We start from the raw sequence: 21,606 nt of genomic DNA on the forward strand, positions 1-21,606 counted from the left end.
CGGGACGCTATTCTTTTCCTCGCGGGATCAAGAGATAGCCATTTGTTCACAAACGGTGAACAGCTTATTTAAACTTTTCTGGAGTTGTGAGCTTCATGTATTTCAAAAGCTCACGGTCATTTTCTGATGTGCGCTTTGAAAACTCCTCAATGACACCCTGATAGTCATCCTTATCGCGGTTTTGACTGAGCTTGAATTTAGCGTCCACTGAAGTTGCGCTTAATTTGATCCAAACAATGGCTTTTAAAAGACCTTCATGAAAATCTTGCGGCAAATCGTAATTCCAGTTCGTGCCATTTTTGGCTTCATAATGATTCACCAAACGATTCATCAGCCCTTGGACTGTCGTTGCATCTTTAATTACTTCGCAATCACAAGACGCATGAACGGCCGTATAGTTCCAAGTAGGAACATTCAATGGATCTTTATAATAAACCGGTGAAACATAAGCATGAGGCCCCGTAAAAACCACTGTGGCTTTTAAACTTTGAGAGAGCTGTTTCCACTGAGGATTTCCCAAAGCCAGGTGAGTCCAGAACACCAGCTTCTCCCCTTCTTGATCGACAAGAAAAGGATAGTGGTTTGCAGTCACGCCCTCGGAGGACGTATTGATTAAAGTGCCAAAGCTGTAGTCTTCGATGAAAGACTTAATCAGTTTAAGATCTTGTACTTGGGAATATTTCGGAATGTACATGGTGGCTCCTTCGTCTTTGAGTCTACATAAACTCTTTAGAAAAAGAACAACCAGTTCAATAAAATTTTATAGACCAGTTCCTAGATGCATTTCTTGAGGCTGGAAAATGGAAGAGGTCGTTTTATACAGTTGACCGATTTGCCTAGAAAACTTCTCAAAAAACTTCTCGCGCTGACAGACCGTGATCACAGATGTTCTTTCAGGAAGCACGACAACTTCGCGTTTTTCAAAGCAATTGTCTTTGGCATAACGTAGAACTTTAACATTACGAACGTCGGGTTCGCCGATCAGATTTTGCGTGCGCGGATCTTCAAAAACCATTTTTGTGAAAGCCGCAATCGAAGCCGACGTGTGAGTGCGCCCCAGATAATCTGTTTCGCCAATTAAGAAATGCAAACCCTGATCGTAAGGCTCGGTTTTGATGTACTGACTTAAAACATCCTCTTTAAGCCAATATTTCTCCCAGTAACTCACGGGCTTTCCATCGATCATACCAATGTAAAGTTCCTGATGAGCATCTTCGAGTTCAGAAAGAAGCTTCTTTGCTAAATCCTCGCGAGATTTATTAAGCCCCCACCACTGCGCAATATATGGCTGATTCATCCATTTAGAATAAATCGCAAAGTCTTTTTCAAAAGACAAAGGTCGGAAGGAATAATAGGTATCGTTTTTGTCGTTATAGACTTCAAACTCACTGCGCATAGCCCTTATTTTTTAAAAGGGCTTTGCGAGCAAGACAAGGCGCCCTCAAAAAAGGGCTTTAAGTGAAAAGGAATTGAGGTGTAATTGAAAACGAAATGGGAAAAGCCCATTTTAAAACGGAATTACACCGAAAGCACCTGCGTCGAGTTTCTCTCCGTTCAGATAAATCTCCGGCGCTTGATTGGCTTTTGTAATTACAACCACACGAATCGCCCCTTGATTGGACTGACCTTCAAACAGGAATCTCGACTCCATGCCTTGCTCAGTACCTACCGCCTCCATGGAAAGAGGACCACGAACAGTGTCGCCGTTGGATAAAGTCAACATCAAAGAGCCGCTGCCTTCAATGCGCATTTTCATTGTTTGTGTCGTCTCCGTTTGTATCACATCGGCATTGCCACTGAAGCGCAGGTCGATTGCAAAAGAGCGGAGTCCTGATAAATCAGAAACACGCTGACTGCGAACTTCGCGAGATTCGGAATTTGTACCTTCCATTCTCATCACAACCTGAACAGATTGCGCGGTTTGATCTAGTTTAATCAAATCATAAGTCGTAGCATTGGAGTCCGTTTTACTAACAAGAAATGGGCACGTGTTTCCACTTGTCGACATTGTGATGCTTTGAGTTTTAGTAGAACCCTGACGGACGTCGCCGCTTTCTGTTTTACGGGCGTCGTTGATGGTGCACGTTGTTCTGATTTCATTTACAAAGCGCAGCCCTTCGCTATTTAGTTTTTTAAACGCCTCTTGGCGCTCTGGACTTCCATCCCAAATTTGTTTTAAGTCAGAGCCCTCCGCAATCACGTTAAAGAAAGCGGCATCTCCTGGAATATATAAATTTGAATCTTTGATGGAGACCATCACATCTTTCAAGTAACTCATCGGAGCCGCGTTGGTCGGTTTATGTGAGGGTTGGAAATCTTTTGAGAAAGTATAAAGACCTGGATTGTTTTTGCTCTTGCTGCCACTGTCTGAGCACGCCGTTAAGAAAGCACACGTTACAAGTAATGAAAATAAAATCAGTTTCATAAGCTCTCCCTTTTAAGAGAGCTTACGCTAGCACTGTTATTTGAAATAAGACAAATTACTGATTAAACAGGAATCTCCACAATCGATCTTATCCCAGTGCGGGCTGTCATCGCATGCACAACGGCCCGCAATCCCATGATTGTTTTTCCTTGGGTTCCAATGACTTGCCCAAGGTTTTCTTTAGCGCAATTCACACGATAAACCGTGGTTTTTGGACCCACATAGGTTGTCACAGTCACAGTTTCCGGTTGATCGACAAGCAAGCGAACGATGTGCTCCACCAATAGACGAATCTCTTCACGGTAAGCCTCTTGATCTATGTCAGAGCCTTTCTCTTTACGTTCTTCATATTTGTAGGCTTCCATATCATTCATACTTTAATCTCCCATGATGAAATTAGCTGTGGCTCGGCGGTTGAAATTGCAATGCGGTCCTGGAACGGGAACCCAACTTGAAAAGAAATCCATGGCACTGGCCAAGGCTGAGAACTCTTCAGCGCCTTCTTGAAATCCATAGCTGTCCCAAAGCCCAATAGAGACATAAAATTTAGGCTTCTTTTTTCCTTTAAAGTTTTTCAGAAGTCGGATGGGGTCGTGATTCTCCCAATCTTTTTGATTAAGAAAAATGGATCGAGAAATCGAAAGCATTTTGCGCACAAGTTTCGGAATCGCATGCGTGCGATAGATATAATTATCTATCTCTTGGTTTGAAGAGTATGGCCCCACGGCCGTGATCGCAGGACAAAGCAAAGCCACGCGAGAAAACATCTCTGGATATTGCAGAGCGATTTCAGCTCCATTAAATCCACCCATGGATTGACCGATGATGTGCCGGCGCCCGCCATTCAGTCCGCCCATTTTCTTTTCCATTAATGGGATAATGCCTTTTGCGAAAAGTGGCAGAATCGGAAAACGTTTGTTGTTCACCAAAAGCCAAGACGGTCCAAAAGAAATTCCCACGATCCGCGGCTTATAGCCTTTAAACTGCCACCACCGTTGAATCATCAAAGTCCCCAGACATTGTGTAAACCAGGTGTCTTCCGAACCATTCAGCCCATGGAAGAAATAGACAATGTCGTTGTTATTGGTGGCTTCTTGATTGCGATAGCAAAAATTAAATTTCACACCTTGCAGTTTTTCGGTCCCGCAAGTGTATTTTTGCCGCTCTATTGAAACTTCATCTTGAGATACTTCGTCAGGTTCATTTGCTCCGGAAGACACTGAAACGCACAGAAGGAGCAGAATACATGAAAAGATCTTCATAGCCTCCTCCTCTGCTAGCAGAGTCCCTTGAGGCTTTTGAAAAATCAATTTGCAATATCGAAATCTTCTTGGACTCTGTCTTTAGACACCAGCACTTGTTCGCCGGTGTTAAGACATTTTAGATAGAAGTGATTGTAACCTCTGTTAGTGATCACAAAACGGCGCGGATTTTTTGGCGTCAGTTTTTTCGCCAACACAGATCCGACATCCAAAGTTTCATATTTACGCAAAAGTTTTTCAGAAACATTATTGCGTACGAAATGAAGCCACAAAGCCGCAGATAAAATTGCAACGGCAACCACGTAGGGTAAAACCCAATGAATCTTGTTATTCATCAAAGCCGTGAAAGACACCGGCGCCAGCACAGAAACTAAAACGATCGCTGCCGTCAGGATTCGCTCTTGTTTTTGGTATTTTTTAAATTCTTCGACGAAAGAAGACATGAAGAGGCCTCGCTACATTCACTGAGTAGACAACTATAGAATCACGAATGGTTAAAAAAGTGCGAGTCCAGATTTGGTTATTTTGATGATGTCGTGCAATACAGGCTGACAGCCGATTTCACGTAAGGTGAGCTTAAAGAACGAGGTGAAAATGAAACTACTGAAAACCGCTTTTATCCTATCATTTGTTGGGATTACGTCAGCATTCGCTCAAGATCCTGTTTGCCAGAATAAAGTTGAAAGAGGCGGCAGCATTCAAGTACAAATGCGCCCTACGGGAAATGGAGAATGTTTCGTATCTGTTCACAGTTTTAAAACGTCAGGTCTAGTTTATCGCGATTATCTTTTTTCAAAAGATGGCAACTTCATGGTGTTTAACTCATACGGTGACGGCTCCATCTCTGAGACAACCGGAGCTCGTGAGTTCTTTCTTTTCCCACACCGTAACGTAATCCCACAGTTCAAATGGAATAGTGAAACTCGTCGCCTGGAAGTTACGGCGGTCGACGGACACGTTTATCATTTCGATTATGAAACAGCAGAGATCGCAGAAATCTCGGATGCGAAAGTCACAGTGGCTTCGAGTGTGAACCCCAATAATCGCGGGGGCGTTGAAATTAAAAACTACAAGGGTTTAATTTTGGATGCGGGATTCACGATGGGTCGAGCTCCAACAGAGAACATGAAGGCGACCTCCGTCTTTACAGATGAAAATGGCAAGACATGCAAAGTGTATAACGGTAACATCTTCGAACTTACTTCAACAGGAGATGTGCGTCTGACTGTCACGGATCAGGAGTTAGCGACTTTTCTAAAAAAGCGCTGTCCACAGATCAAATTTGTTCCCTAAACAGGTGAGATCATTAAATTTTACGAGCAACACCCCTGTGACAAAAGGGGCGTTGCTGTCTAGTCTCTAACAGCTCATTTCGCATATAAAGCCTCTGGGAGGGGTATAGAACCTGCACCTCCCCGCCTTGTTAATATTTTAATATTTTTGGAGGTTTTTTATGCGTAAATCTTTGATCGTTTTGGCTCTTCCTTTTTTATTTGCCGCTCAAGCTCAGGCTTCAGCCTTTGACTCTTTGAATGATCAAAAACTTCAAGAGCAGGCTTACACTCTTTTAGAGAACAATGCCGACTCTATTAGAATGTCAGGTGACGTTCACGACAGCGAAAGACTTTCAGACATCTTAGGAAAAATAAAAGCGTACAATGATGAAATTTTAAAACGCCTTGAAGAAGGTCGTGATATCGAAAATCTAGAAAGCCCGATTTCAAATGTTGATACAAAATGCCAAGTTCAACAGGACGAAAAATCAGCGGACTGCACACTGTTTATTTCTTACCGCCCTATGGGAGAAACAGGCATTCAGTTCACAGTGCTTTTAGATGCGCAAAAGAACGCCGTAGATATTATCCGCAGCGTCCTTGTTTCACGTGGTGACTAGTTATTCTTTAAGCTTAGGCGTGATCTTAAGATCGATCACTTTGCCGTCACGAAGCACCTTCATCACGGTTTCCTTGTTAGGTTTCACCGATTGAAGAGTGTAAACGTAATCGTAAAGGTTTTCGATCTTAGTTCCGTCAAACTCAACGATAATATCTTTTTCTTTAATGCCGGCTTTTTCAGCCGGACTTTCTTTTGATGCTCCCGTTACGCGAACACCTTTCACACCTTCTTGCGAATAATCAGGAATAGTTCCCAAGTACACACGGAATGTGCGGCCTTCGAGTTTGTTTTGTGAGCTAGCGACTTTCACGTACTTCACCATAGGCACTTTAGAATCGCTTAAAAGATCCGTGAAGCCCCGAACTGCCTTAAGAACTTTAACAACCCCTTCATAGTTGACAAGATCGGCTGTATCGCGAGGCGTGTGATATTCACCATGAGAGCCCGTAAAGAAATTCGCCGTAGGAACGCCCGCCATATAGAACGACATAGAGTCTGTTGGCAAATAAGGATCTTCTTGCACGATCATCGGAACTGCTGTGCGAATTCCCACTTCTTCGGCTAACTGCGACCATGTGTCTCCAGAACCCAATCCTTGAACGAAGACTCGGCCGTTGAGGCGACCGATCATGTCCATGTTGATGTAAGACGAGATATTATGTTTCACCATATTTTTAGTGAAATGAGATGAACCCAGGTTGCCAAGCTCTTCACCAGACCACACAGCGAAGTACAGATCCTTTTGCAATTTGTGGGGAGAATTCTTTTGTAGATCTGCATAATAGTGAGCAAGCTCCATCACGCCAGAGACACCTGAAGCATTGTCGTCAGCACCAAAGTGCGAGCGACCCATTTCAGCGCCGCGAGCAAGGCTGCTTCCAAATTGTCCGTGACCTAAGTGGTCGCCATGGGCGCCAATCATCACAGATGAAGTCGCGCCTTTCACAGCAAGCTTCGCCAAGACATTCGTGCCTTGAGATTTTTTAAAATGCAAATCGACTTTGGCCTTCAGATACGCTGAAGGAATTGTGATGCCTTCAAGAATTTCTCCGCGGTCGAGTTTCTTTTGTAGAGCCCCTAGATTGTGACCCGCGTATTTCACAAGGTCTGTGGCTGCATTTGTCGAAAGGCGGATTACTGCCAATGTGCTTTCTGAAAGTGAACCTTCAAACTTAATCTGTCCAAATTTCTCTGGCAGACCGCTTTCAACTCCATTTGCGACAAGAATCCCAATCGCGCCTTCATTTCTTGCGACAGTCACCTTATGTTGCAGACGAGAATACAAATTTAAATAATGACGGCGTTGAGATGAAACGTCTGCAGGAAGGTCATTGAGAACCAAAACCCATTTGCCTTTAACATCAAGACCTTTGTAGGAATTGTATTCAGTCTCTTTGTCGCTTGCCGGAGCTTTGATTCCATAACCTGCAAACACGATTGGAGCCTCTCTAAACTCACCCGTTTTTGAGAATGAAATCGGCTCGAAGTCTTTAGAAACTTCGTATTTCTTTTGATAAGAACCAACGACTTCAAGTGAATTCTGAGGTCCTAGCTCCACACCTGAAGTGAATTCGAAGGTCTGAAAGAAAGAGCCATTAGGACCCGCCCCTTCAAGCCCCCAAGATTTAAGGAGTTGTGCGAGCTTTTCTGTATAAATCTTTTCTTCACCTGAACCCGTGCCACGTCCTTGGAATTCAGAAGAGGCCAAATAGTAAACCCATTTCTTTACGTCATCCACTTTAATTTCTGGAGATAAAGAACCCGCAGCCGGATCTTGTGCAGGAAGATCTAGAAGTTTTCTGGCTAAGACATCGTCCCACTTTGCGATCATGATTTGTGATTCGCCTTTTTCATTTCGGTGAGTCCACGAAAGGCTGTTGCCATCGGGCGTGAATACCGGAAGACCATCAAAGCCATCATCAAATGTCACACGTACTGGCGCCTTTGTGCCTTTGGCGTCCACAATGAAAAGTTCAAAGTTGGAGTAACCAAGAACACTGGACCCAAAGATGATATAATCACCTGACGGATGAAAGAACGGCGCCCAAGACATGGATTTTAATTGCGTGATTTGTTTTTGGTCTGAGCCATCCACGTTCATCGTGTAGATTTCTGCCGTCGCGCCATTTGGTGAGAAACGACGCCATGTGATTTTCTTGCCGTCAGCGCTAAAGAACGGACCGCCATCATAACCTTTTGAAGTCGTCAGGCGTTTTACTTGAGTGCCGTCAGCCTTCATGATGTAGATATCCATCATGTACGAAGGATCTTGTTCAAAGAATTTCTTATCTTCGCCTTCTAATTTTTCTGTGTAGCCCGCACGATTTGAAGCAAAGGCAATCCATTGACCATCGGGAGAGTAGGAACCTTCGGCATCGTAACCTTTTTCTTTGGTTAGGCGCTGAATATTTTTACCATGCAGGTCGGAAGAGAAAATATCGTAGTTCTCATCAAAGCTCCAAGAGTAGCGAGCCTTCACAGCCTTCTTGCGGTTTTCGTATTCTTCGGCTGTTTTCTTTTTTGTTTCTGGGTCTAAGTGTGTTGAAGAATAAAGAACCTTCTTCATCGATGGATGAATCCAGCCACACGTTGTTTTTCCTATGCCTGGAGAAACGCGCGTGCTTTCACCCGTCACTAGATCGATCACGAACATCTGATAGAAGGGATTTCCTGGTTCGCGTTCGCTTTGGAAAATCATCTTCTTACCGTCTGGACTGAAATACCCCTCACCCGACTTTGGACCTATGAAAGTCAGTTGGCGGGCTTCTCCCACAAGAGCGTTCTTTTCGCTCGAGAAAGCACCAGAGGAAACCGGAGTCTCAGAGGGAGATTTTGTGGGCTTGGCTTCCTTAAATTGACAGGAAGTTAACGAAGAAATAAGAGGGAAAATGCAGCTAACTGTAAGAAGAACTTTCACTTTTTTCATAGTGCGTGTAGCCTAAAAGGAGGGCTTTCCTAAGTCAACTCAAGCAAAGGAAAAGAAACTATATGATGCGCACGTTTCATGGAATTATCATTTCCCTTTCACTGACAGCCTGTGCAAGCACTTCTCCCTACGCACTGTCTTCACTGAGCTACTCTGAAAAAGATTTAAAGACGTCACCCAGTCGTGGTGTTGCTTCAGTGGACTCTAAAAAAGACAATAATAAATCATATCTTTCCTTAGAGCTTCCTTACCCTGCGTTTGAGAAACTTCGTGGGGAGGTTGAAAAAACTCAACACGTGTCTTTGCAACATCGCGGAGAAGCTCACATCACAGTCATCACACCGCCGGAATATAAGAAAATCCAAAAGAAAGTTTCGATGAAAGAGATCAATGCTCTAGCAAGCGAAATGGGTTTGCAGAAAGCGCCTTACAAACTTTTGTGCGTGGGAAAAGGTTCCATTAAAGATCACGGTAAAGACGAATCAACATATTATGCCGTTGTTGAATCCGACCGTCTTTTCCAAATCCGCAAAGCCGTGCACTTGCTTTACACATCCAAAGGTGGAAAAACCGAAGACTTCAATCCTGAAGCCTTTTATCCGCATGTGACATTAGGATTTACACAAAGAGATCTTCACTTGGAAGACGGCGTGATTAAGGACGCAAGTTCTTGTATCTACTCTTTGCGTCCCCACGATGAAACGAAAACTCAGTAAGTCTTAGAAAGGGCGCGATCCAGATTTTCATTCGCGCCAGAGCCTGGTCCCAACCACAATGTGGTTTCTTCAATCAAAGAACCATCTTCAAAACGGCAGATATTAAAAGTCTGCCCTTGAGTGTCTTTGCCCGTCACAAGCTCCGCATCAAAAGCACCACAAACTCCACCGCGAGGCGAAGAAGAGTTTCTATTTTTGTAAGCTTGAACGGCCTCTGTAGGACCCGCGTTTGTTTTAAAAAGGAAAAAAGTCTCAGCTCCGATACCAGCGTCCCCGAATAAACACATGGAAAGCTCGTCAGAACCACCTTTAAGAACCCAGAATTGGCCTTGATCGATACGGCAAGTTCTCATCCAAGGGTTGTTGTTAGCTGCCCAAGATGTCGCGCCCAAAGAAATCATCACGAATGAAAGAAATAAAACTCTCATCATCCCCCCAAAGAACTGGTAAAATATGTTCCAAGGAATATAACAGCACAAAGGTCGGGGCAAGCATTCAATGCCAAACTTGTTAGAAAAAGAGAACTTTGACAGAGACACCAAGGTACTTTGTCCCTACAAAGATGTTTGCTCGGGATGTCAATCCTTGGAACTGTCTTACGGGGCACAGACCGACGCCAAAAAAACCCAATTATTAGAACTATTTAGGGGTCAGAACTTATCCTATTTAAAATCTTTAAAAGTGCTCTCTGCAGGGCCCGCTTATTTGCGTGACCGCTTGGATTTCAGCCTCGAAAACGGCCGCCTCGGTCTTTACCACAAAGCCCGTCGCGAGATCGTGGACCTTGAAACTTGTGCACAACTTTCACCGACCTTACAGGAATGGCTCACAGAGTTTCGTAAAATCCAATGGCCTTTTACGAAAGGCTCCATCCGTTTGAGAGTCGGCCCTGAAGGACAAAGGGGTGTCTGGCTTGATTTCGCCAATGTCGATATTAAAACGTTGCTCGACGAGAAAAATATTCTGAGAGAACTTCAAGAAAAAGCCTTTGTTGAAATCGGACAACGTCGCAAGGTTCCCGTGTGGAATGGACAAGAGTACAAACTTCGCGATCCGGAATTAAACGTGTGGTTTCAGACATGGATGAAAGATCGCCCTGTAGATCTTTACTGTCAGGTTGCAAGCTTCACGCAGCCAAGTCTTCGCGCAAATAAGATTATTTGTGATGTGATCAACACATGGATTGAGTCTTTTCCAAAAGCGCGCCTCATTGAGTTCGGTTCTGGCATTGGAAATCTCACGCTACCAGCCTTGGCTGCGGCTGAACATCTGACAGCGTGTGAGATTGATGAATTGTCACTCGAAGGTTTACAAACAACTTTAGAAAACCTTCCACCAAGTCTGCAATCTTTGCGCGAGAAAATCGAAATTCATCGGGGAGATTTTCAGAAAAAACTAACAAAAGATTTTTCTGAGTTTGACGGTGTTTTAGCAAATCCTCCCCGTTCAGGTCTTATGGGATTTTTAAATCCTCTGGAAGAATTATCAGTGGAACAACGTCCGCCGTTTTTTATCTATATGTCATGCTTTCCCGAATCGATGGTGAAGGATTTAGAGCGCTTACAGAAATGCGGATACACAATCGAAGAATGTTTCATCGTCGATCAGTTTCCGCAAACAGCGCACTATGAAGTTTTAACTTTACTTCAAAGAAAAAAGACGTAGACCTGAGAAAATTCCTGGAAGGTCTCTTCCCAACGCCAAAGAAAGAATTGGCAGAGTGATAACACCTGTTAATAAAATCAAGGTGCTACGCAAAGCCACTTTAAGAATGTAACCGGATTGCAGGCGTTCATGGGGTTGCCCCAAGCGCAGATCACAAGCCCATTCGCCGATGGTTGAACCCATAAAGCTGCGAATGGCGATCATGTAAAGCCATCCACAGACAAAGAAAACTTCAGCAAAGAAAATCAACTGATGCTGACTGTGTTTAAAGCCTCCTAAAAGCGCACCAAATGATGTTTTCACAATCATTGAAAACGCCAGAAGGAAAACACAGCTCGCCGAAACTAAAATCAAGGCATCAATAAAAGAAGCCAGCCACGACCACAAAGCCAATTTATAACCTTTGCGACGCGCAGAAGGCCCGCTGTGAAATCCTGTCCTTTCAAACTGCAAACCTTTGCGATCTCTAAAAAGGTTATTGATTTTAGAAGGCGCAGGTTCTGGACGACGACGACGGATCGCCGGGCCCCTTAACGGCACAGGGGCTTCTCTTTTTTGAGGAGCCCGCTGTGGAGTGATTTTATCGTTTTGTTTATCGATATACATCCGTGTCTCTTTTCAGAGAGCCTAGCGAACTCCGCCGGCTCTTCCTGGTTCATCCGTTTTCGTTCCACCCTCCGTCGTTGGTGTCGGAGGCGGAACTATCACTGGCGGCGTACAAACTCCGTTAATCATAGAGTTTGGAGCTGGGCATGGTGCAGGCGGCGGCGGTTCTACAACAGGTGTTGTTGGAGAAGTCGTCGCTGTTGGCTCCGGCACTGGAGCTGGTGGAACATAAGTCGGAGTTTGCGCTTTGGCTTTGTTCTTATCTTTGAACAACCACCAGAACAAACCAAGAGCTGCAATACCCACGCCTACTGGGATGATCCAGTTTTTGTTACGACACCAGAAGCCGCAACTGTCTTCAGCTTTCTTAACATCTTTACCGCCAGGAAGGTCGCCATTGCCACCTGTCTCAACGATCATACAGATGCCGCCTTCGCCTTCTTTTTGACCTTCAGGACATTTACAGCCTTTTCTGTCAGCTGTTGGAGTTGCTCCACCTGTTTGGTCATTACATGTTTGTGTCGGAGGATCTGGCAATTTTCCTGGAGGTGTTACCGGCTCCGGATTTACCGCGAATGTTTCCAAAGCAATCATACGAGTTTGAAGTTCACGACAAGCGCTGTCTTGTTCTTCACGAGCCTTTTTGATGTCCTTCAGCGGCACCATATTACATTTTGCATTGGCATCGTTGAGCATGTCTCTAAGCTCAGTCAAGAATGGATCAATTTCGCCTTTTTGCGACTCAGGAATTTTGCCTTCTTCATTCAATTTCAAATCAACTTTTTTTCCTGCCGCGTGCTCAAGGTAAGATTCAATAATGCGTTTTTTATCCTGTGGAGTTCCCACCGGAGACATCTTGTTACAGTTTGCCGTCGCGTATTTCATTTCAGATTGACCAACGCAATAAGAAGCGCCGCCCGCTTTGAAACCGTAAACCAACGGATTACAAGCCACCTGATTACCTGAGCAGCTACCACGGCGGGCTTCCATCTGACCGCGAAGATCCGCGTTCAAAGCGCCCCCTTTTTTCTCACTGCCGCAAGAGTCGTCTTTACCGTATTTAGAGATGTAACCTGCGATGATACAGTTTTGTCCCGTCAAGGCACCTGCATAAGCTGTGTCTCCGAACAAGACTTGCAGAACGTACTCGTATTTGTTTTCTGCAGAATAAGAAGCACGATATTTGTTTCTTACTTGAAGAACTTTATCAGCGGCTTCCATCGCCATACGCATGCGAACCATGTACTCCGCTCTTTGACGTGGGCTGAGTTGTTTATACTCAGTCCATGACAAGACAGAATTATTGCTCACGCGGCCTTGTTTTCCTGTTTTCAAAGCTTTATTGATCGCTGGATCTTCTTTAGCTAATCTTCCAGCCACGTTGTTGAAGCTGTTGTAGTTCATCAATTCTTTTTTCGTGAAAGACACACCGTTAACTTTAAGCGGCTTGTCTTCATCACCCGTGTAAGTCAAAGTCGCTGATTGACCGTCTTTTGTGAGAGTCAAACGCACCTGCTCATTGCCATCAGAATCTTTGAAGCTTGTCGCTTCAATGTTTGGCATAAGTTCATTGCGGTTCAAACGAACCCATTCATCCATTTGTGTCTGCAATTTATCTGGATAAACGTGACGAACCATTTTCCAGTATTCGCCCACAGTCATTTTCTTTGTCGTGAGACCTGTTTCTTTCAAATATTGATTGATCAATTTCTTTTGCGAAGCTGCTGCTGCGCCTTCTGCCAACGGAGAAATGCACATCGTAACGACGGAAATCCCGGCAGCGAAATTTTTAAAGAAAGAAAAAGGTTTCAACTTCCATTTCATAACGACCTCATGCTTTTGAGTCTTTTCGGTACACTTTTTAAAAAACTTAACAAGAACCCGGACTTATCCCGGAGATTCGTTCGATGTCTCAATTTGAGATCGAAACCAGTCCAAAAGATAGCTTCGATCTCTTTGCTCCAGCTCTTTAAATTTCAATCGCAAGACATTATCGCGATACTCAACCACCCTAGCCTTGACCTTGATATTGCGAATCTTAGGAAAGATCACGTCCACATACCTAAGCTCTTTGGAAGTGCCTTCCATGTCCCGCTTTAAAAGCACACGCGTGCCCGCGATAGAAATTGATTCCGTCACACCTTCAAAAATATCCTGACCGACGATGTTTACAGGCGTACGGAACTCATAACGATGTGCTGTTGGGAAAAGCCAACGAGCACGACGGTCCAAGTAAGGAAAACGGAAATAAAACGCCAGAATCAAAATCGCAATGGTCACAAGACTTGAAAAAACAAGCTGCCATTGGGCGAAGGATCCCTCGTGAGAAAGATCATGAGAAAAGAAACGATAAGCATTGATCAATAGAACAAGACTCAAAGAGACAATCGCCAGTGACCATGACGTTTTATGGGGACGAAACAGCAATAAACCTGTCAGGAACAAAAGACTCAGCCACAACCAATCCAGCGCTGAAACACTCTGCAAGAATGCAAAAAGAACGGAAGGTTCATACCACCCAGACACACCACTTCCGGCAAAGCTGATCAGCAAATTTCCCAAAGGGGCGAGAATAAAAAGAAAAGCTAAAAGAAAAACCCCTGTGGGTCTTTTCAGCTCCGCCTGTGTCATTCAACCTCCACACCTGATGCTAAACGAAACAGGCTTGAGTGAGGATGAATTTTGCGCGAGCTAGACCTTAGCTAGGGGTTTATCGAACGATTAATTTCTTTTAGCCGGGATGGAGATCGTTGTTCTGCCATCATCGCTCTTGTCGTCTGTGGTCATTTTGCAAATTTCAACAAGCGTGTTTTCTTGAACTAAAGAATAAATATCTGCGATCTGTTCGTTCGTCACCGCCACACAGCCGCGCGTCCAGTTCATGGGATGAATCGCACCGACCACCTGACGTTTTCTATCATCACTTGGAAGACCATGAATCATAATGTCGCCGCCCGCAGACTTGCCTTGGGCTTTGGCGAATTCTACGTCCTTCTTGTTAGGATAAGAAACGTGAAGAGCTTTGGTGTATTCACTTTGTGGATTTTTATAATCGACATAGTAAATACCTTCAGGAGTTTTTCCGTCTCCTTCAAACTGTTTGTGACCGACGGGATTTGAACCGAAAGCCACCGGATAAACTCTGAGCATTGTTTCACCGGAAATCAGATAAAGCTCTTTGCGGTCTTTAGAAACCACGATGCGCTCGATTTTAAGACCTTCATCTTTGATTCTTTGTACAGACTCTCTAGAGCGATCTAAGAGCTTGTCCACCTTTGTGATATCATCACAGAATTGGTAGTTCTTATCCGCAGCTTTAGAGCCGGCAAATACGTTGGCAGAGAACAAGCTAATAGTTAGAATTGTAAGTAGAGAGTTTTTCATGGATTGAATTTATATCACAGGCCCAAGACTTTCGCACCGACTTACAAATTAAATTTTTTCGTGATGTTTTCTCTCTGCCAAAGACAAATAAAAAGGTCCCTGTGTTTCCACAGAGACCCTGTTTGTCACTTGTGTCTGAAAGTTCGTCAGCCGTTTTTATCGAACAAACGAAGAGCATGATTGGATACAGCTTTCACGAGCCATTTTCACTCGAGGAGCCATGCACTCTGGAGTACCCTTGTGGCGCACAACAGAGAGTGTTCCTACGTTTGGCGTATAGGTCTTTCCAGTGACCTTCGCCATGCATGCATAGTACGCGTACTTCTCAAGACCCATTTTCATCTTACTGCTTGTTGGCAGATAATTGCGAGCTTCATAGTAGTTAATACCAATACCACCTTTGCTTGGAGCGCTTTGCGCAACTACAAAATTGAAGCTATCTGAAGTGATCTTCTTGCAGTCCGCTTCTGTTTTCGCCGAAGCAATACCGAATGGATCCGTTCCTACTTTATCGATCAAAAGAACGTGTCCGTAGACCGCAACGATATCTCCCGCTTTCATGGAAGTCGCTGGTGTTACAGAAATTTTATTTAAACACGTCAGACCGTTATCTTGAGGCTCTACGTAAGAGCTAGATCCCCACGCCCAAGAGTCCGAAGCTTTTAGAGCGCGGCCGGCTTTGAGTCTGAGTCCTGCTGTCGCCATGGATGTGAAGACATATCCTGAGCAATCGATACCAAGAACGCTTGTACCATCTCCATTGTCTTTGAATAAATCAATAGGAGAATCCGTCGCTGTTGTAGCGTAAGGTTTTCCACCGTAATCATAGATCAATGGATTGCTGCGAACATTGAAGCAGCCTTGTCCGTAAGAACTCATGTCACGAATATAGTAGTGCGTGCTTTGCACCTTGGAAAGGCTTGCGATCATACGCTTGCTACCAACGCCATCGGAATGTTTACCGACGATGCTAATACCTTGCACTTCAGGAGTTTGATCATTCATCGATGGAAGTTGAATGCTTTGGCAGCTTTGATAAGCCGTCGCAAAAGCCCAACGACCACCAAAAACCGACAAAGGTGTTCCTGAATTCAAAGCTTGTTGCTTGTGATATTCATAATCACGATTCGGTTCTGGCTGGGTTGGCGTTTCCGTCTCTGTTGTTGGCGTTGTCGGTGTCACACCTGCCGTTGAGTTGCCGTCACCAGAAGAGGCTGGGCAATTGAGTTCAAATGACTGAACTGTTTTTTGAAGCTGGTTGAAATTACCGCGCACTTTATCCTGCATGTAGGAACGGAAAACCGTTGTACGGTCTCCAACGTCGATCGCTGACAAAAGAATCAAAAGTTGTTCCGGTGTTTCAACGCGTTCTCCTTGCGGAGCTTCAGATAGAAGTGAATCCACCAATTGGTCAAGATCGCCGGAAAGACGCTTCACATCACTGGAAGTCAGTTGCGGATTTTGTTCGGCAAGCTTATCCACCTGATCATGCATAGCCTGCTTCATGGTGTCGGCCGTGGGAATGGATTTTTGCTCCAAAAGATAGGTTTTAAGGCCGTCCCAGAGCTTTGTTTCCAATTCCTTGTCCTTACACGCGATGTCTTGCACCGTTTGTGAAGCAATGTTGTTTGCAGCTTCGTATCCTTGCGGAGCGCAAGCTGTCATCATCATCCCTAAAGCGAAGTATAAACTGTGTTTTTTCATGCTGTCTTTATCGGCAGCTTCGAGGACACAGATTACACTCCTCACAAATTTTAGACTCGACTAGACTAAAAAATAGTCACTATAATAGGACTTTAAGAGGACTCAAATACCATGGCAGAAAAGTTTATCAAAATTCAAGCACTCTATGGGCTTTTAGAGCTAGAACCCTTCATACTTTTGGGCTGTTTGATCGCCATCACTTGGGTGTTTTATAAGTTCTTCCTTCGCGAAGCGAGCGAGGAAAGACATCGCAGTCTGCGCAATCATTTTAGAACTCTGCTTCGTCATTACGTCGTTCTGAGCTTTTTATTTCTGGTTTTTATCTTCTTACAAACTTCCGAACCGCAATTGGGAAATCTTGCTAAGGTCACACCTTATGTGGCGCTCGTGACTTTCATTTGGGGCAACGTTGTTTTCGTTAAGACCTCGCGCTTGATTGTTTTGCAGTATTTGTTCTTGGGCTCAATGAAGCACGGCGTGCCTTTGCTTCTGGTGAACATCTTCTCTTTGATTCTTTCCATTGTGCTTTTATTCTGGGGCATCACTCATGTCTTTGGATTGGAAGTCGGGCCTCTTCTTGCGACATCAGCGGCCGCTTCCGTGATTCTGGGTTTGGCGCTGCAAGACACGTTGGGAAATCTCTTTGCGGGGATTTCTTTACAGGTTGATCGCAACTTTGAAATCGGTGATTGGCTTGAAATCGTGAGTGGGATTCAAAAAACCACAGGTCAGGTGCGTGAGATCACTTGGCGCTCCACAACTCTGGTTGGTTTTTCAGATGAGTTGATCACTTTGCCGAATCGTTTTATGGCCAATGCGACGATTTCAAACTTCTCCCCGCCCGAAAATCCGATTGTTCGTCGTCAGATCTTCCGTTTGGCTTACGGGGAGAATGTCGAGCATGCAAAACAGATTTTGGAGCGCACCGTAGCGGGAATTGGCGAAATTCGCGGCATTCCAGCGCCTTGGGCTTACGTGAGCGATACCAATGAACACTGGATTGAAGTGAAAATTATTTATTTTATTGATAACTACGGATCGCAATTCAATATCGGTGACAAGGTGTATGTCCGTGGTGTCGAGGCTTTACGTGCTGCGGGCCTTAAATTAGCTCGACAAACCTTTGAGATTTCAGATAAAAGGGCTCTTCCTGTGGAGCCGACATGACAGTAGATTTCGAAAATCCTTTAGCTATTAAAATTCGTAAACAGATCGTCCAAGCTCTGAACGACTTCAATATGATTGAAGACGGAGACAAGATCATGGTTTGCGTTTCTGGCGGAAAGGATTCGAGCATTCTCTTGGCTTTACTTACGGAAATTCAGCGCCGTTCGGAAAGAAAATTTCATCTTGAAGCTGCGATCTTGGATCAAAAGCAACCGGGCTTTGATGCTGCAAAATTTAAATCCTGGGTTGAAAGTCTTGGCGTAAAACTTCACGTTATCGAAAAAGATACTTACTCGATTGTGAAAGAAAAAGTGCAAGGCGGAACCTACTGTTCGCTTTGCTCCCGTCTGCGTCGCGCGATTTTGTATGATTTCGCTTACGACAATGGATTTACGAAATTAGCTTTAGGTCACCATCGCGATGACGTTGTTCACACGGCTCTCTTGAATCTTTTCTATGTTGGAACAACGGCGAGCATGCCACCGAAACTTCGCTCCGATGATGAACGAAATATTTTGGTTCGTCCTTTGTGTTACGTTTCAGAGAGAGAAATCGAAGAACTTGCGACGATCTGGGCTTTCCCGGTGATTCCATGCAATCTTTGCGGATCGCAAGATGGACTTAAACGCCAAAGAGTGAAGAAACTTGTTCGAGACCTCGAAAAAGAGATCCCTAACATTTACGCTTCTATTCAAACAGCGATGTCCAACGTGAAACCTAGCCAGATGATGGATCAAAATCTTTGGGATTTTAAAAATCTTAAGGCAGAACCTTCTTCACCGCAGGACGCTCACTCACCTTCTGAACCCAGCGAAGAACTGAAGGTTTAGATTCAAACCATTCCGGTTTTGATTTTGTGAATCCCGCGATCCACGGGTAAGTCGCGATGTCCGCGATCGTGTAAGTGCTTCCGGCAAGATATTCATTTTTTTGAAGCTGAAGCTCCATAACTCCCACAAGTCGGATGCACTCTTTTTCGAAGCGTTCAATGAATCCTGGATTTGTAGGCTTCATAGTATTCACACCGTAATAGTAATTCCCAAATATCGGGCCGATTGCCGACATCTGAAACATCACCCATTGCAGAGTGTGCGCTTTTTCTTCAAGGCTATGACCAATGAAACTTCCGTACTTTTCAGCGAGATAATAAAGAATCGCACCGCTTTCAAAAACCGTCGTCTTATGATCGTAAGGACCGTGGCGATCCACAATGACCGGGATTCTTCCGTTGGGATTCATCTCTAAAAACTCAGGAGATTTTTGTTCGTTTTTAGAAAGATCCACCTTGTGTTCAGTGTAGGGAACTTCAAGCTCCTCCAGCATCAAAGCGATTTTGCGTCCGTTGGGAGTGCTGGCTGTATAGAAATCGATCATAGCGTCCTCCTAAGTTTTTAGATCATCTCTTATTTCGTTGGATTTAGTTGTATATTAATGAGGAGGTATCATGAAGAAAAAAAATGGTGCGAATAACTGGACTCGAACCAGTGACCTCTTCCATGTCAAGGAAGCGCGCTACCAACTACGCTATATCCGCACAAAGAAATAAAAAACTAACACCGATCATTCGGTGCGGCAATCATGGATGCAGAGGGTCAGGGTGTCTGATTAGAATCGGCCAACGAACGGCATTTTAAAACTCAGCCTTAGCAGTTCCCAGTGGAGCTGCAGGAATTATCCATTGTCCTTTTTCTCCGTCGATTTCTCCCGGAGGTCGAACGCGCCTTACAGGTCCCCAATAAGTCATGTCATCAATCATCGCGGATTCAAAATACGATGCCTCCGGTAAGGAAGAATGAATATTCCCGCTGGGACCTTTTAAAAGAATATTAGCAGCCCCCACTAAAGAACCCTTCACAAAGCAATTTGTTCGGTTTTTATAAAGTTCCGTAAGAGCGCGACAGACACCCGCTGCAAGCAAAAACCCTGTGCCATGATCTAATGCTTGAGCTGGAAGAGGATATGGTTTGGAAGAGTTTTTGGCTAGCGCTCCGGCGGCCGCAATTCCCGTGCTCATCTGCACAAGACTGTCGAAGCCACGACGATGCTTCCAGGGTCCATGCCATCCATAAGCGTTCATAGTCGCAATCACCAAAGAAGAATTTATCTGCGACACACGTTCTCTGGTAAATCCAAGTTTATCCAAAGCTCCCGGACGAAGTCCATGGACCAGCACATGAGCCTCTCTTAAAAGAGCCTCGAAAACCTTTTTTCCATCAGAAGTTGAAATATCCAAAAACGCGCAACGCTTTCCCACAGTGGTTTCAGGAAGAAGAGCTGCAACCTCTGCAAACCCGTGCGGGTCAATTCTCAAAACGTCTGCCCCCTGAGAACTGAGAAACCTTGTGCATTCAGGTCCAGCAATCACACGCGTAAGATCCAGTACGCGAATCCCCGAAAGAGGTTTTTCTGAGGAAGAAATCGCACCGAAAGCCGGCTTCTGGTGACTCGACATTTTTTCTAAAAATATCGGAAGCTCCTGCACGGCATATTCGCCATGAAAATGCGTTTGCCAACTTTGATAATCTCGCAGGACTGCCGCACAGCCACCGGCCTCGACAACGGATTTTTCAAGTTCTTCCGAATTTAAGGAAGCTACTTTGGAAGACACCTCTTCGCGGTTGGCAGAAACTTTAAGAACGTTTAAAACCGCTTGAAGATGATAACTATAATTGGTGTGAAGACGAATCCAACCATTGGCCGTCATATAGTCTCCAGCAATCGGATCCCATGCCGCTGGAATTTCCCAACCTTGGCCCTTTAAAAGAGCTTCAGAGCGAAAGGCGGCGCAAGCCTCTACGCGATCCACTTTGACAGAGGATATTTTTGTGGAATTCATTCGCGCCGCTTTTAATTCAGCAGTTGCGAGGTTCGCTATTGCGATCACATCGCTTGCAAAACCTGAGACGTCAAAAACCGAAGGAAGAATTTTTTCAGGACCAGAAAAAGAAATCTGGTGAAGATCGTCACTGTGACCACTTAGAAACTGCCAATAGGATTTCATATAAAAATCCTATCATGAACTTAGCAGGGATCAATGAATTCAGCGACTTGTTGAGTGACTTTCGGATCTTTCAAAATCCGACGATGCCCTAGATTTGTGGTTGTTAGAAGATGTGCGTGAGGCCAGGCTTCTTTTATTTCGAGGGCCGCGGTATAGCCGACTTCTTTGTCTTCTTTGTCGTGCACGATCAAAGCTGGGATCTGTAATTTACTCCCGATATTACCGACATTGAGTTCCTTGGCTGTGAGTCCTACTTTTTGCGCGAGACTTTTTAAGAAATATTTCTGCGCCGAAGGACTGATGGAAATAAATTTTAAGTAATCGTCGACAACAACTTCATAACGAGAAGGCCCCGCGACCAAAACTAATTTTTCAACTTTCAAGCCCCATGAAGCCCCAAGCACAGAACAGCCTGCACCAAATGAATGCGCTATGACTGCCTTAAAAGGTCCCAGCTCTTTTTGAGCGCGAATAAGAAATTTTGCATAATCACCAACATTGGTGCGTTCACCTTCAGAGCCGCCATGCGCAGGACCGTCGAGAGCGATCACACGGTAGCCTTTTTCCACTAAGGGTTCTGCAAAAGCTCCCATCTGTGTACCTCGGCCGCTCCAACCATGAACAAGAACAACAAGGGGACCTGTTGAAGGCCCCCATTCAAACGCCGCAATGCCGCCAGCGAGAGTGTATTTTTTTGCAGACTCAAACCAGGACCTTTCCGACTCAGGTCGTGGAACCCTTGTTGGAGTTAGAAACAGATCCTCCGCCCAAGAGGCACTTCGCTTAGGAAGCACCCACGAGAAATACCGAATAAAAAGAAACCATAATTTCTGCTTGAGCGAAGATTCCATAAA

The 21,606-nt window shown here is 44.7% G+C and carries 22 protein-coding genes and 1 tRNA gene; 6 read left to right on the forward strand and 17 right to left on the reverse strand.

From position 1 onward, the window contains the following. Positions 1 to 64 precede the first annotated feature (64 nt). The 6 genes from AAAA78_RS09555 to AAAA78_RS09580 all read right to left on the reverse strand — a co-directional run bounded on the left by AAAA78_RS09555 (position 65) and on the right by AAAA78_RS09580 (position 4,130). Entirely contained in the window at positions 65 to 694 is a 630-nt protein-coding gene (locus tag AAAA78_RS09555) for an FMN-binding negative transcriptional regulator (protein ID WP_340591750.1), read from the reverse strand. 66 nt (positions 695 to 760) lie between these two features. After that, the gene (locus AAAA78_RS09560) at positions 761 to 1,396 is read right to left on the reverse strand and encodes a GNAT family N-acetyltransferase (RefSeq protein ID WP_340591751.1); all 636 of its coding nucleotides are present in this window, start codon (positions 1,394 to 1,396) and stop codon (positions 761 to 763) included. Positions 1,397 to 1,507: 111 nt separating this feature from the next. Further along, a complete protein-coding gene (locus tag AAAA78_RS09565; RefSeq protein ID WP_340591753.1) occupies positions 1,508 to 2,425 on the reverse strand; it encodes a hypothetical protein in 918 nt (305 codons plus the stop codon). Positions 2,426 to 2,487: 62 nt separating this feature from the next. Beyond that, entirely contained in the window at positions 2,488 to 2,799 is a 312-nt protein-coding gene (locus AAAA78_RS09570) for a KH domain-containing protein (RefSeq protein ID WP_295902851.1), read from the reverse strand. A gap of 3 nt (positions 2,800 to 2,802) precedes the next feature. Next, positions 2,803 to 3,687, reverse strand: a complete 885-nt coding sequence (locus AAAA78_RS09575; RefSeq protein WP_340591755.1) for an alpha/beta hydrolase — start codon at positions 3,685 to 3,687, stop codon at positions 2,803 to 2,805. A 44-nt stretch (positions 3,688 to 3,731) separates the two neighbouring features. Next, positions 3,732 to 4,130 carry a hypothetical protein gene (locus AAAA78_RS09580; RefSeq protein ID WP_295902856.1) on the reverse strand — a complete coding sequence of 133 codons (399 nt, stop codon included), beginning with the start codon at positions 4,128 to 4,130 and terminating at the stop codon, positions 3,732 to 3,734. A gap of 151 nt (positions 4,131 to 4,281) precedes the next feature. On the opposite strand from AAAA78_RS09580, the gene AAAA78_RS09585 reads away from it, so the two are divergent. Next, the gene (locus tag AAAA78_RS09585) at positions 4,282 to 4,980 is read left to right on the forward strand and encodes a hypothetical protein (RefSeq protein ID WP_340591756.1); all 699 of its coding nucleotides are present in this window, start codon (positions 4,282 to 4,284) and stop codon (positions 4,978 to 4,980) included. A 160-nt stretch (positions 4,981 to 5,140) separates the two neighbouring features. Beyond that, the gene (locus tag AAAA78_RS09590; RefSeq protein ID WP_340591758.1) at positions 5,141 to 5,581 is read left to right on the forward strand and encodes a metalloproteinase domain-containing protein; all 441 of its coding nucleotides are present in this window, start codon (positions 5,141 to 5,143) and stop codon (positions 5,579 to 5,581) included. Here AAAA78_RS09590 and AAAA78_RS09595 read toward each other — a convergent pair whose 3' ends face one another. Further along, positions 5,582 to 8,509 (reverse strand): M28 family peptidase, encoded by a 2,928-nt coding sequence (locus AAAA78_RS09595; protein WP_340591759.1) that lies wholly within the window; start codon positions 8,507 to 8,509, stop codon positions 5,582 to 5,584. It lies immediately after the preceding gene. A 62-nt stretch (positions 8,510 to 8,571) separates the two neighbouring features. Between AAAA78_RS09595 and AAAA78_RS09600 the strand changes: the two genes are divergently transcribed. Further along, on the forward strand, positions 8,572 to 9,225 hold the full coding sequence (locus AAAA78_RS09600; protein WP_340591760.1) for a hypothetical protein: 654 nt from the start codon (positions 8,572 to 8,574) through the stop codon (positions 9,223 to 9,225). Here the strand turns inward: AAAA78_RS09600 and AAAA78_RS09605 are convergent. Next, the gene (locus AAAA78_RS09605) at positions 9,219 to 9,653 is read right to left on the reverse strand and encodes a hypothetical protein (protein WP_340591762.1); all 435 of its coding nucleotides are present in this window, start codon (positions 9,651 to 9,653) and stop codon (positions 9,219 to 9,221) included. The genes AAAA78_RS09600 and AAAA78_RS09605 overlap by 7 nt on opposite strands. A gap of 253 nt (positions 9,654 to 9,906) precedes the next feature. On the opposite strand from AAAA78_RS09605, the gene AAAA78_RS09610 reads away from it, so the two are divergent. Beyond that, positions 9,907 to 10,890 (forward strand): RNA methyltransferase, encoded by a 984-nt coding sequence (locus tag AAAA78_RS09610; protein WP_340591763.1) that lies wholly within the window; start codon positions 9,907 to 9,909, stop codon positions 10,888 to 10,890. Here the strand turns inward: AAAA78_RS09610 and AAAA78_RS09615 are convergent. From AAAA78_RS09615 to AAAA78_RS09635, 5 genes are all read right to left on the reverse strand, one after another. Beyond that, positions 10,867 to 11,496, reverse strand: coding sequence for an RDD family protein (locus tag AAAA78_RS09615; RefSeq protein WP_340591764.1), 630 nt, complete (start codon positions 11,494 to 11,496; stop codon positions 10,867 to 10,869). The two genes, AAAA78_RS09610 and AAAA78_RS09615, sit on opposite strands and share 24 nt — an antisense overlap. Before the next feature lie 21 nt (positions 11,497 to 11,517). Continuing rightward, positions 11,518 to 13,320, reverse strand: coding sequence for a hypothetical protein (locus tag AAAA78_RS09620; RefSeq protein WP_340591766.1), 1,803 nt, complete (start codon positions 13,318 to 13,320; stop codon positions 11,518 to 11,520). A 63-nt stretch (positions 13,321 to 13,383) separates the two neighbouring features. Then, positions 13,384 to 14,127 carry a PilZ domain-containing protein gene (locus tag AAAA78_RS09625; protein ID WP_340591768.1) on the reverse strand — a complete coding sequence of 248 codons (744 nt, stop codon included), beginning with the start codon at positions 14,125 to 14,127 and terminating at the stop codon, positions 13,384 to 13,386. Positions 14,128 to 14,217: 90 nt separating this feature from the next. Next, positions 14,218 to 14,880, reverse strand: a complete 663-nt coding sequence (locus AAAA78_RS09630) for a L,D-transpeptidase family protein (protein ID WP_295905623.1) — start codon at positions 14,878 to 14,880, stop codon at positions 14,218 to 14,220. A gap of 156 nt (positions 14,881 to 15,036) precedes the next feature. Continuing rightward, entirely contained in the window at positions 15,037 to 16,584 is a 1,548-nt protein-coding gene (locus AAAA78_RS09635; RefSeq protein ID WP_340591770.1) for a hypothetical protein, read from the reverse strand. Between the two features lie 111 nt (positions 16,585 to 16,695). On the opposite strand from AAAA78_RS09635, the gene AAAA78_RS09640 reads away from it, so the two are divergent. Together AAAA78_RS09640 and ttcA are read left to right on the forward strand one after the other, a co-directional pair. Continuing rightward, positions 16,696 to 17,751: a mechanosensitive ion channel family protein gene (locus AAAA78_RS09640; protein ID WP_340591772.1), complete on the forward strand. Its 1,056-nt coding sequence runs from the start codon at positions 16,696 to 16,698 to the stop codon at positions 17,749 to 17,751. Further along, entirely contained in the window at positions 17,748 to 18,581 is an 834-nt protein-coding gene (ttcA, locus tag AAAA78_RS09645; RefSeq protein WP_340591774.1) for a tRNA 2-thiocytidine(32) synthetase TtcA, read from the forward strand. The genes AAAA78_RS09640 and ttcA overlap by 4 nt, the downstream gene beginning before the upstream one ends. Here ttcA and AAAA78_RS09650 read toward each other — a convergent pair. The 4 genes from AAAA78_RS09650 to AAAA78_RS09665 form a co-directional block, all read right to left on the reverse strand. Continuing rightward, a complete protein-coding gene (locus AAAA78_RS09650; protein WP_340591776.1) occupies positions 18,511 to 19,125 on the reverse strand; it encodes a glutathione S-transferase family protein in 615 nt (204 codons plus the stop codon). The two genes, ttcA and AAAA78_RS09650, sit on opposite strands and share 71 nt — an antisense overlap. Before the next feature lie 84 nt (positions 19,126 to 19,209). Continuing rightward, a tRNA-Val gene (locus tag AAAA78_RS09655) sits at positions 19,210 to 19,285 on the reverse strand. Between the two features lie 96 nt (positions 19,286 to 19,381). Then, positions 19,382 to 20,752 carry a CoA transferase gene (locus AAAA78_RS09660; protein ID WP_340591777.1) on the reverse strand — a complete coding sequence of 457 codons (1,371 nt, stop codon included), beginning with the start codon at positions 20,750 to 20,752 and terminating at the stop codon, positions 19,382 to 19,384. Between the two features lie 20 nt (positions 20,753 to 20,772). Beyond that, on the reverse strand, positions 20,773 to 21,603 hold the full coding sequence (locus tag AAAA78_RS09665; RefSeq protein WP_340591779.1) for an alpha/beta fold hydrolase: 831 nt from the start codon (positions 21,601 to 21,603) through the stop codon (positions 20,773 to 20,775). Positions 21,604 to 21,606: the final 3 nt, after the last annotated feature.

It is taken from the genome of Bdellovibrio sp. BCCA (assembly GCF_037996825.1).
Lineage (GTDB): Bacteria > Bdellovibrionota > Bdellovibrionia > Bdellovibrionales > Bdellovibrionaceae > Bdellovibrio.

Coding starts and splice junctions, on each gene's coding strand:
- AAAA78_RS09630 (WP_295905623.1), bottom strand. CDS start 14,880: ATGAAAAACTCTCTACTTACAATTCTAACTATTAGCTTGTTCTCTGCC.
- AAAA78_RS09560 (WP_340591751.1), bottom strand. CDS start 1,396: ATGCGCAGTGAGTTTGAAGTCTATAACGACAAAAACGATACCTATTAT.
- AAAA78_RS09575 (WP_340591755.1), bottom strand. CDS start 3,687: ATGAAGATCTTTTCATGTATTCTGCTCCTTCTGTGCGTTTCAGTGTCT.
- AAAA78_RS09625 (WP_340591768.1), bottom strand. CDS start 14,127: ATGACACAGGCGGAGCTGAAAAGACCCACAGGGGTTTTTCTTTTAGCT.
- AAAA78_RS09590 (WP_340591758.1), top strand. CDS start 5,141: ATGCGTAAATCTTTGATCGTTTTGGCTCTTCCTTTTTTATTTGCCGCT.
- AAAA78_RS09665 (WP_340591779.1), bottom strand. CDS start 21,603: ATGGAATCTTCGCTCAAGCAGAAATTATGGTTTCTTTTTATTCGGTAT.
- AAAA78_RS09585 (WP_340591756.1), top strand. CDS start 4,282: ATGAAACTACTGAAAACCGCTTTTATCCTATCATTTGTTGGGATTACG.
- AAAA78_RS09615 (WP_340591764.1), bottom strand. CDS start 11,496: ATGTATATCGATAAACAAAACGATAAAATCACTCCACAGCGGGCTCCT.
- AAAA78_RS09650 (WP_340591776.1), bottom strand. CDS start 19,125: ATGATCGATTTCTATACAGCCAGCACTCCCAACGGACGCAAAATCGCT.
- ttcA (WP_340591774.1), top strand. CDS start 17,748: ATGACAGTAGATTTCGAAAATCCTTTAGCTATTAAAATTCGTAAACAG.
- AAAA78_RS09580 (WP_295902856.1), bottom strand. CDS start 4,130: ATGTCTTCTTTCGTCGAAGAATTTAAAAAATACCAAAAACAAGAGCGA.
- AAAA78_RS09595 (WP_340591759.1), bottom strand. CDS start 8,509: ATGAAAAAAGTGAAAGTTCTTCTTACAGTTAGCTGCATTTTCCCTCTT.
- AAAA78_RS09660 (WP_340591777.1), bottom strand. CDS start 20,752: ATGAAATCCTATTGGCAGTTTCTAAGTGGTCACAGTGACGATCTTCAC.
- AAAA78_RS09605 (WP_340591762.1), bottom strand. CDS start 9,653: ATGAGAGTTTTATTTCTTTCATTCGTGATGATTTCTTTGGGCGCGACA.
- AAAA78_RS09620 (WP_340591766.1), bottom strand. CDS start 13,320: ATGAAATGGAAGTTGAAACCTTTTTCTTTCTTTAAAAATTTCGCTGCC.
- AAAA78_RS09600 (WP_340591760.1), top strand. CDS start 8,572: ATGATGCGCACGTTTCATGGAATTATCATTTCCCTTTCACTGACAGCC.
- AAAA78_RS09635 (WP_340591770.1), bottom strand. CDS start 16,584: ATGAAAAAACACAGTTTATACTTCGCTTTAGGGATGATGATGACAGCT.
- AAAA78_RS09555 (WP_340591750.1), bottom strand. CDS start 694: ATGTACATTCCGAAATATTCCCAAGTACAAGATCTTAAACTGATTAAG.
- AAAA78_RS09565 (WP_340591753.1), bottom strand. CDS start 2,425: ATGAAACTGATTTTATTTTCATTACTTGTAACGTGTGCTTTCTTAACG.
- AAAA78_RS09570 (WP_295902851.1), bottom strand. CDS start 2,799: ATGAATGATATGGAAGCCTACAAATATGAAGAACGTAAAGAGAAAGGC.
- AAAA78_RS09640 (WP_340591772.1), top strand. CDS start 16,696: ATGGCAGAAAAGTTTATCAAAATTCAAGCACTCTATGGGCTTTTAGAG.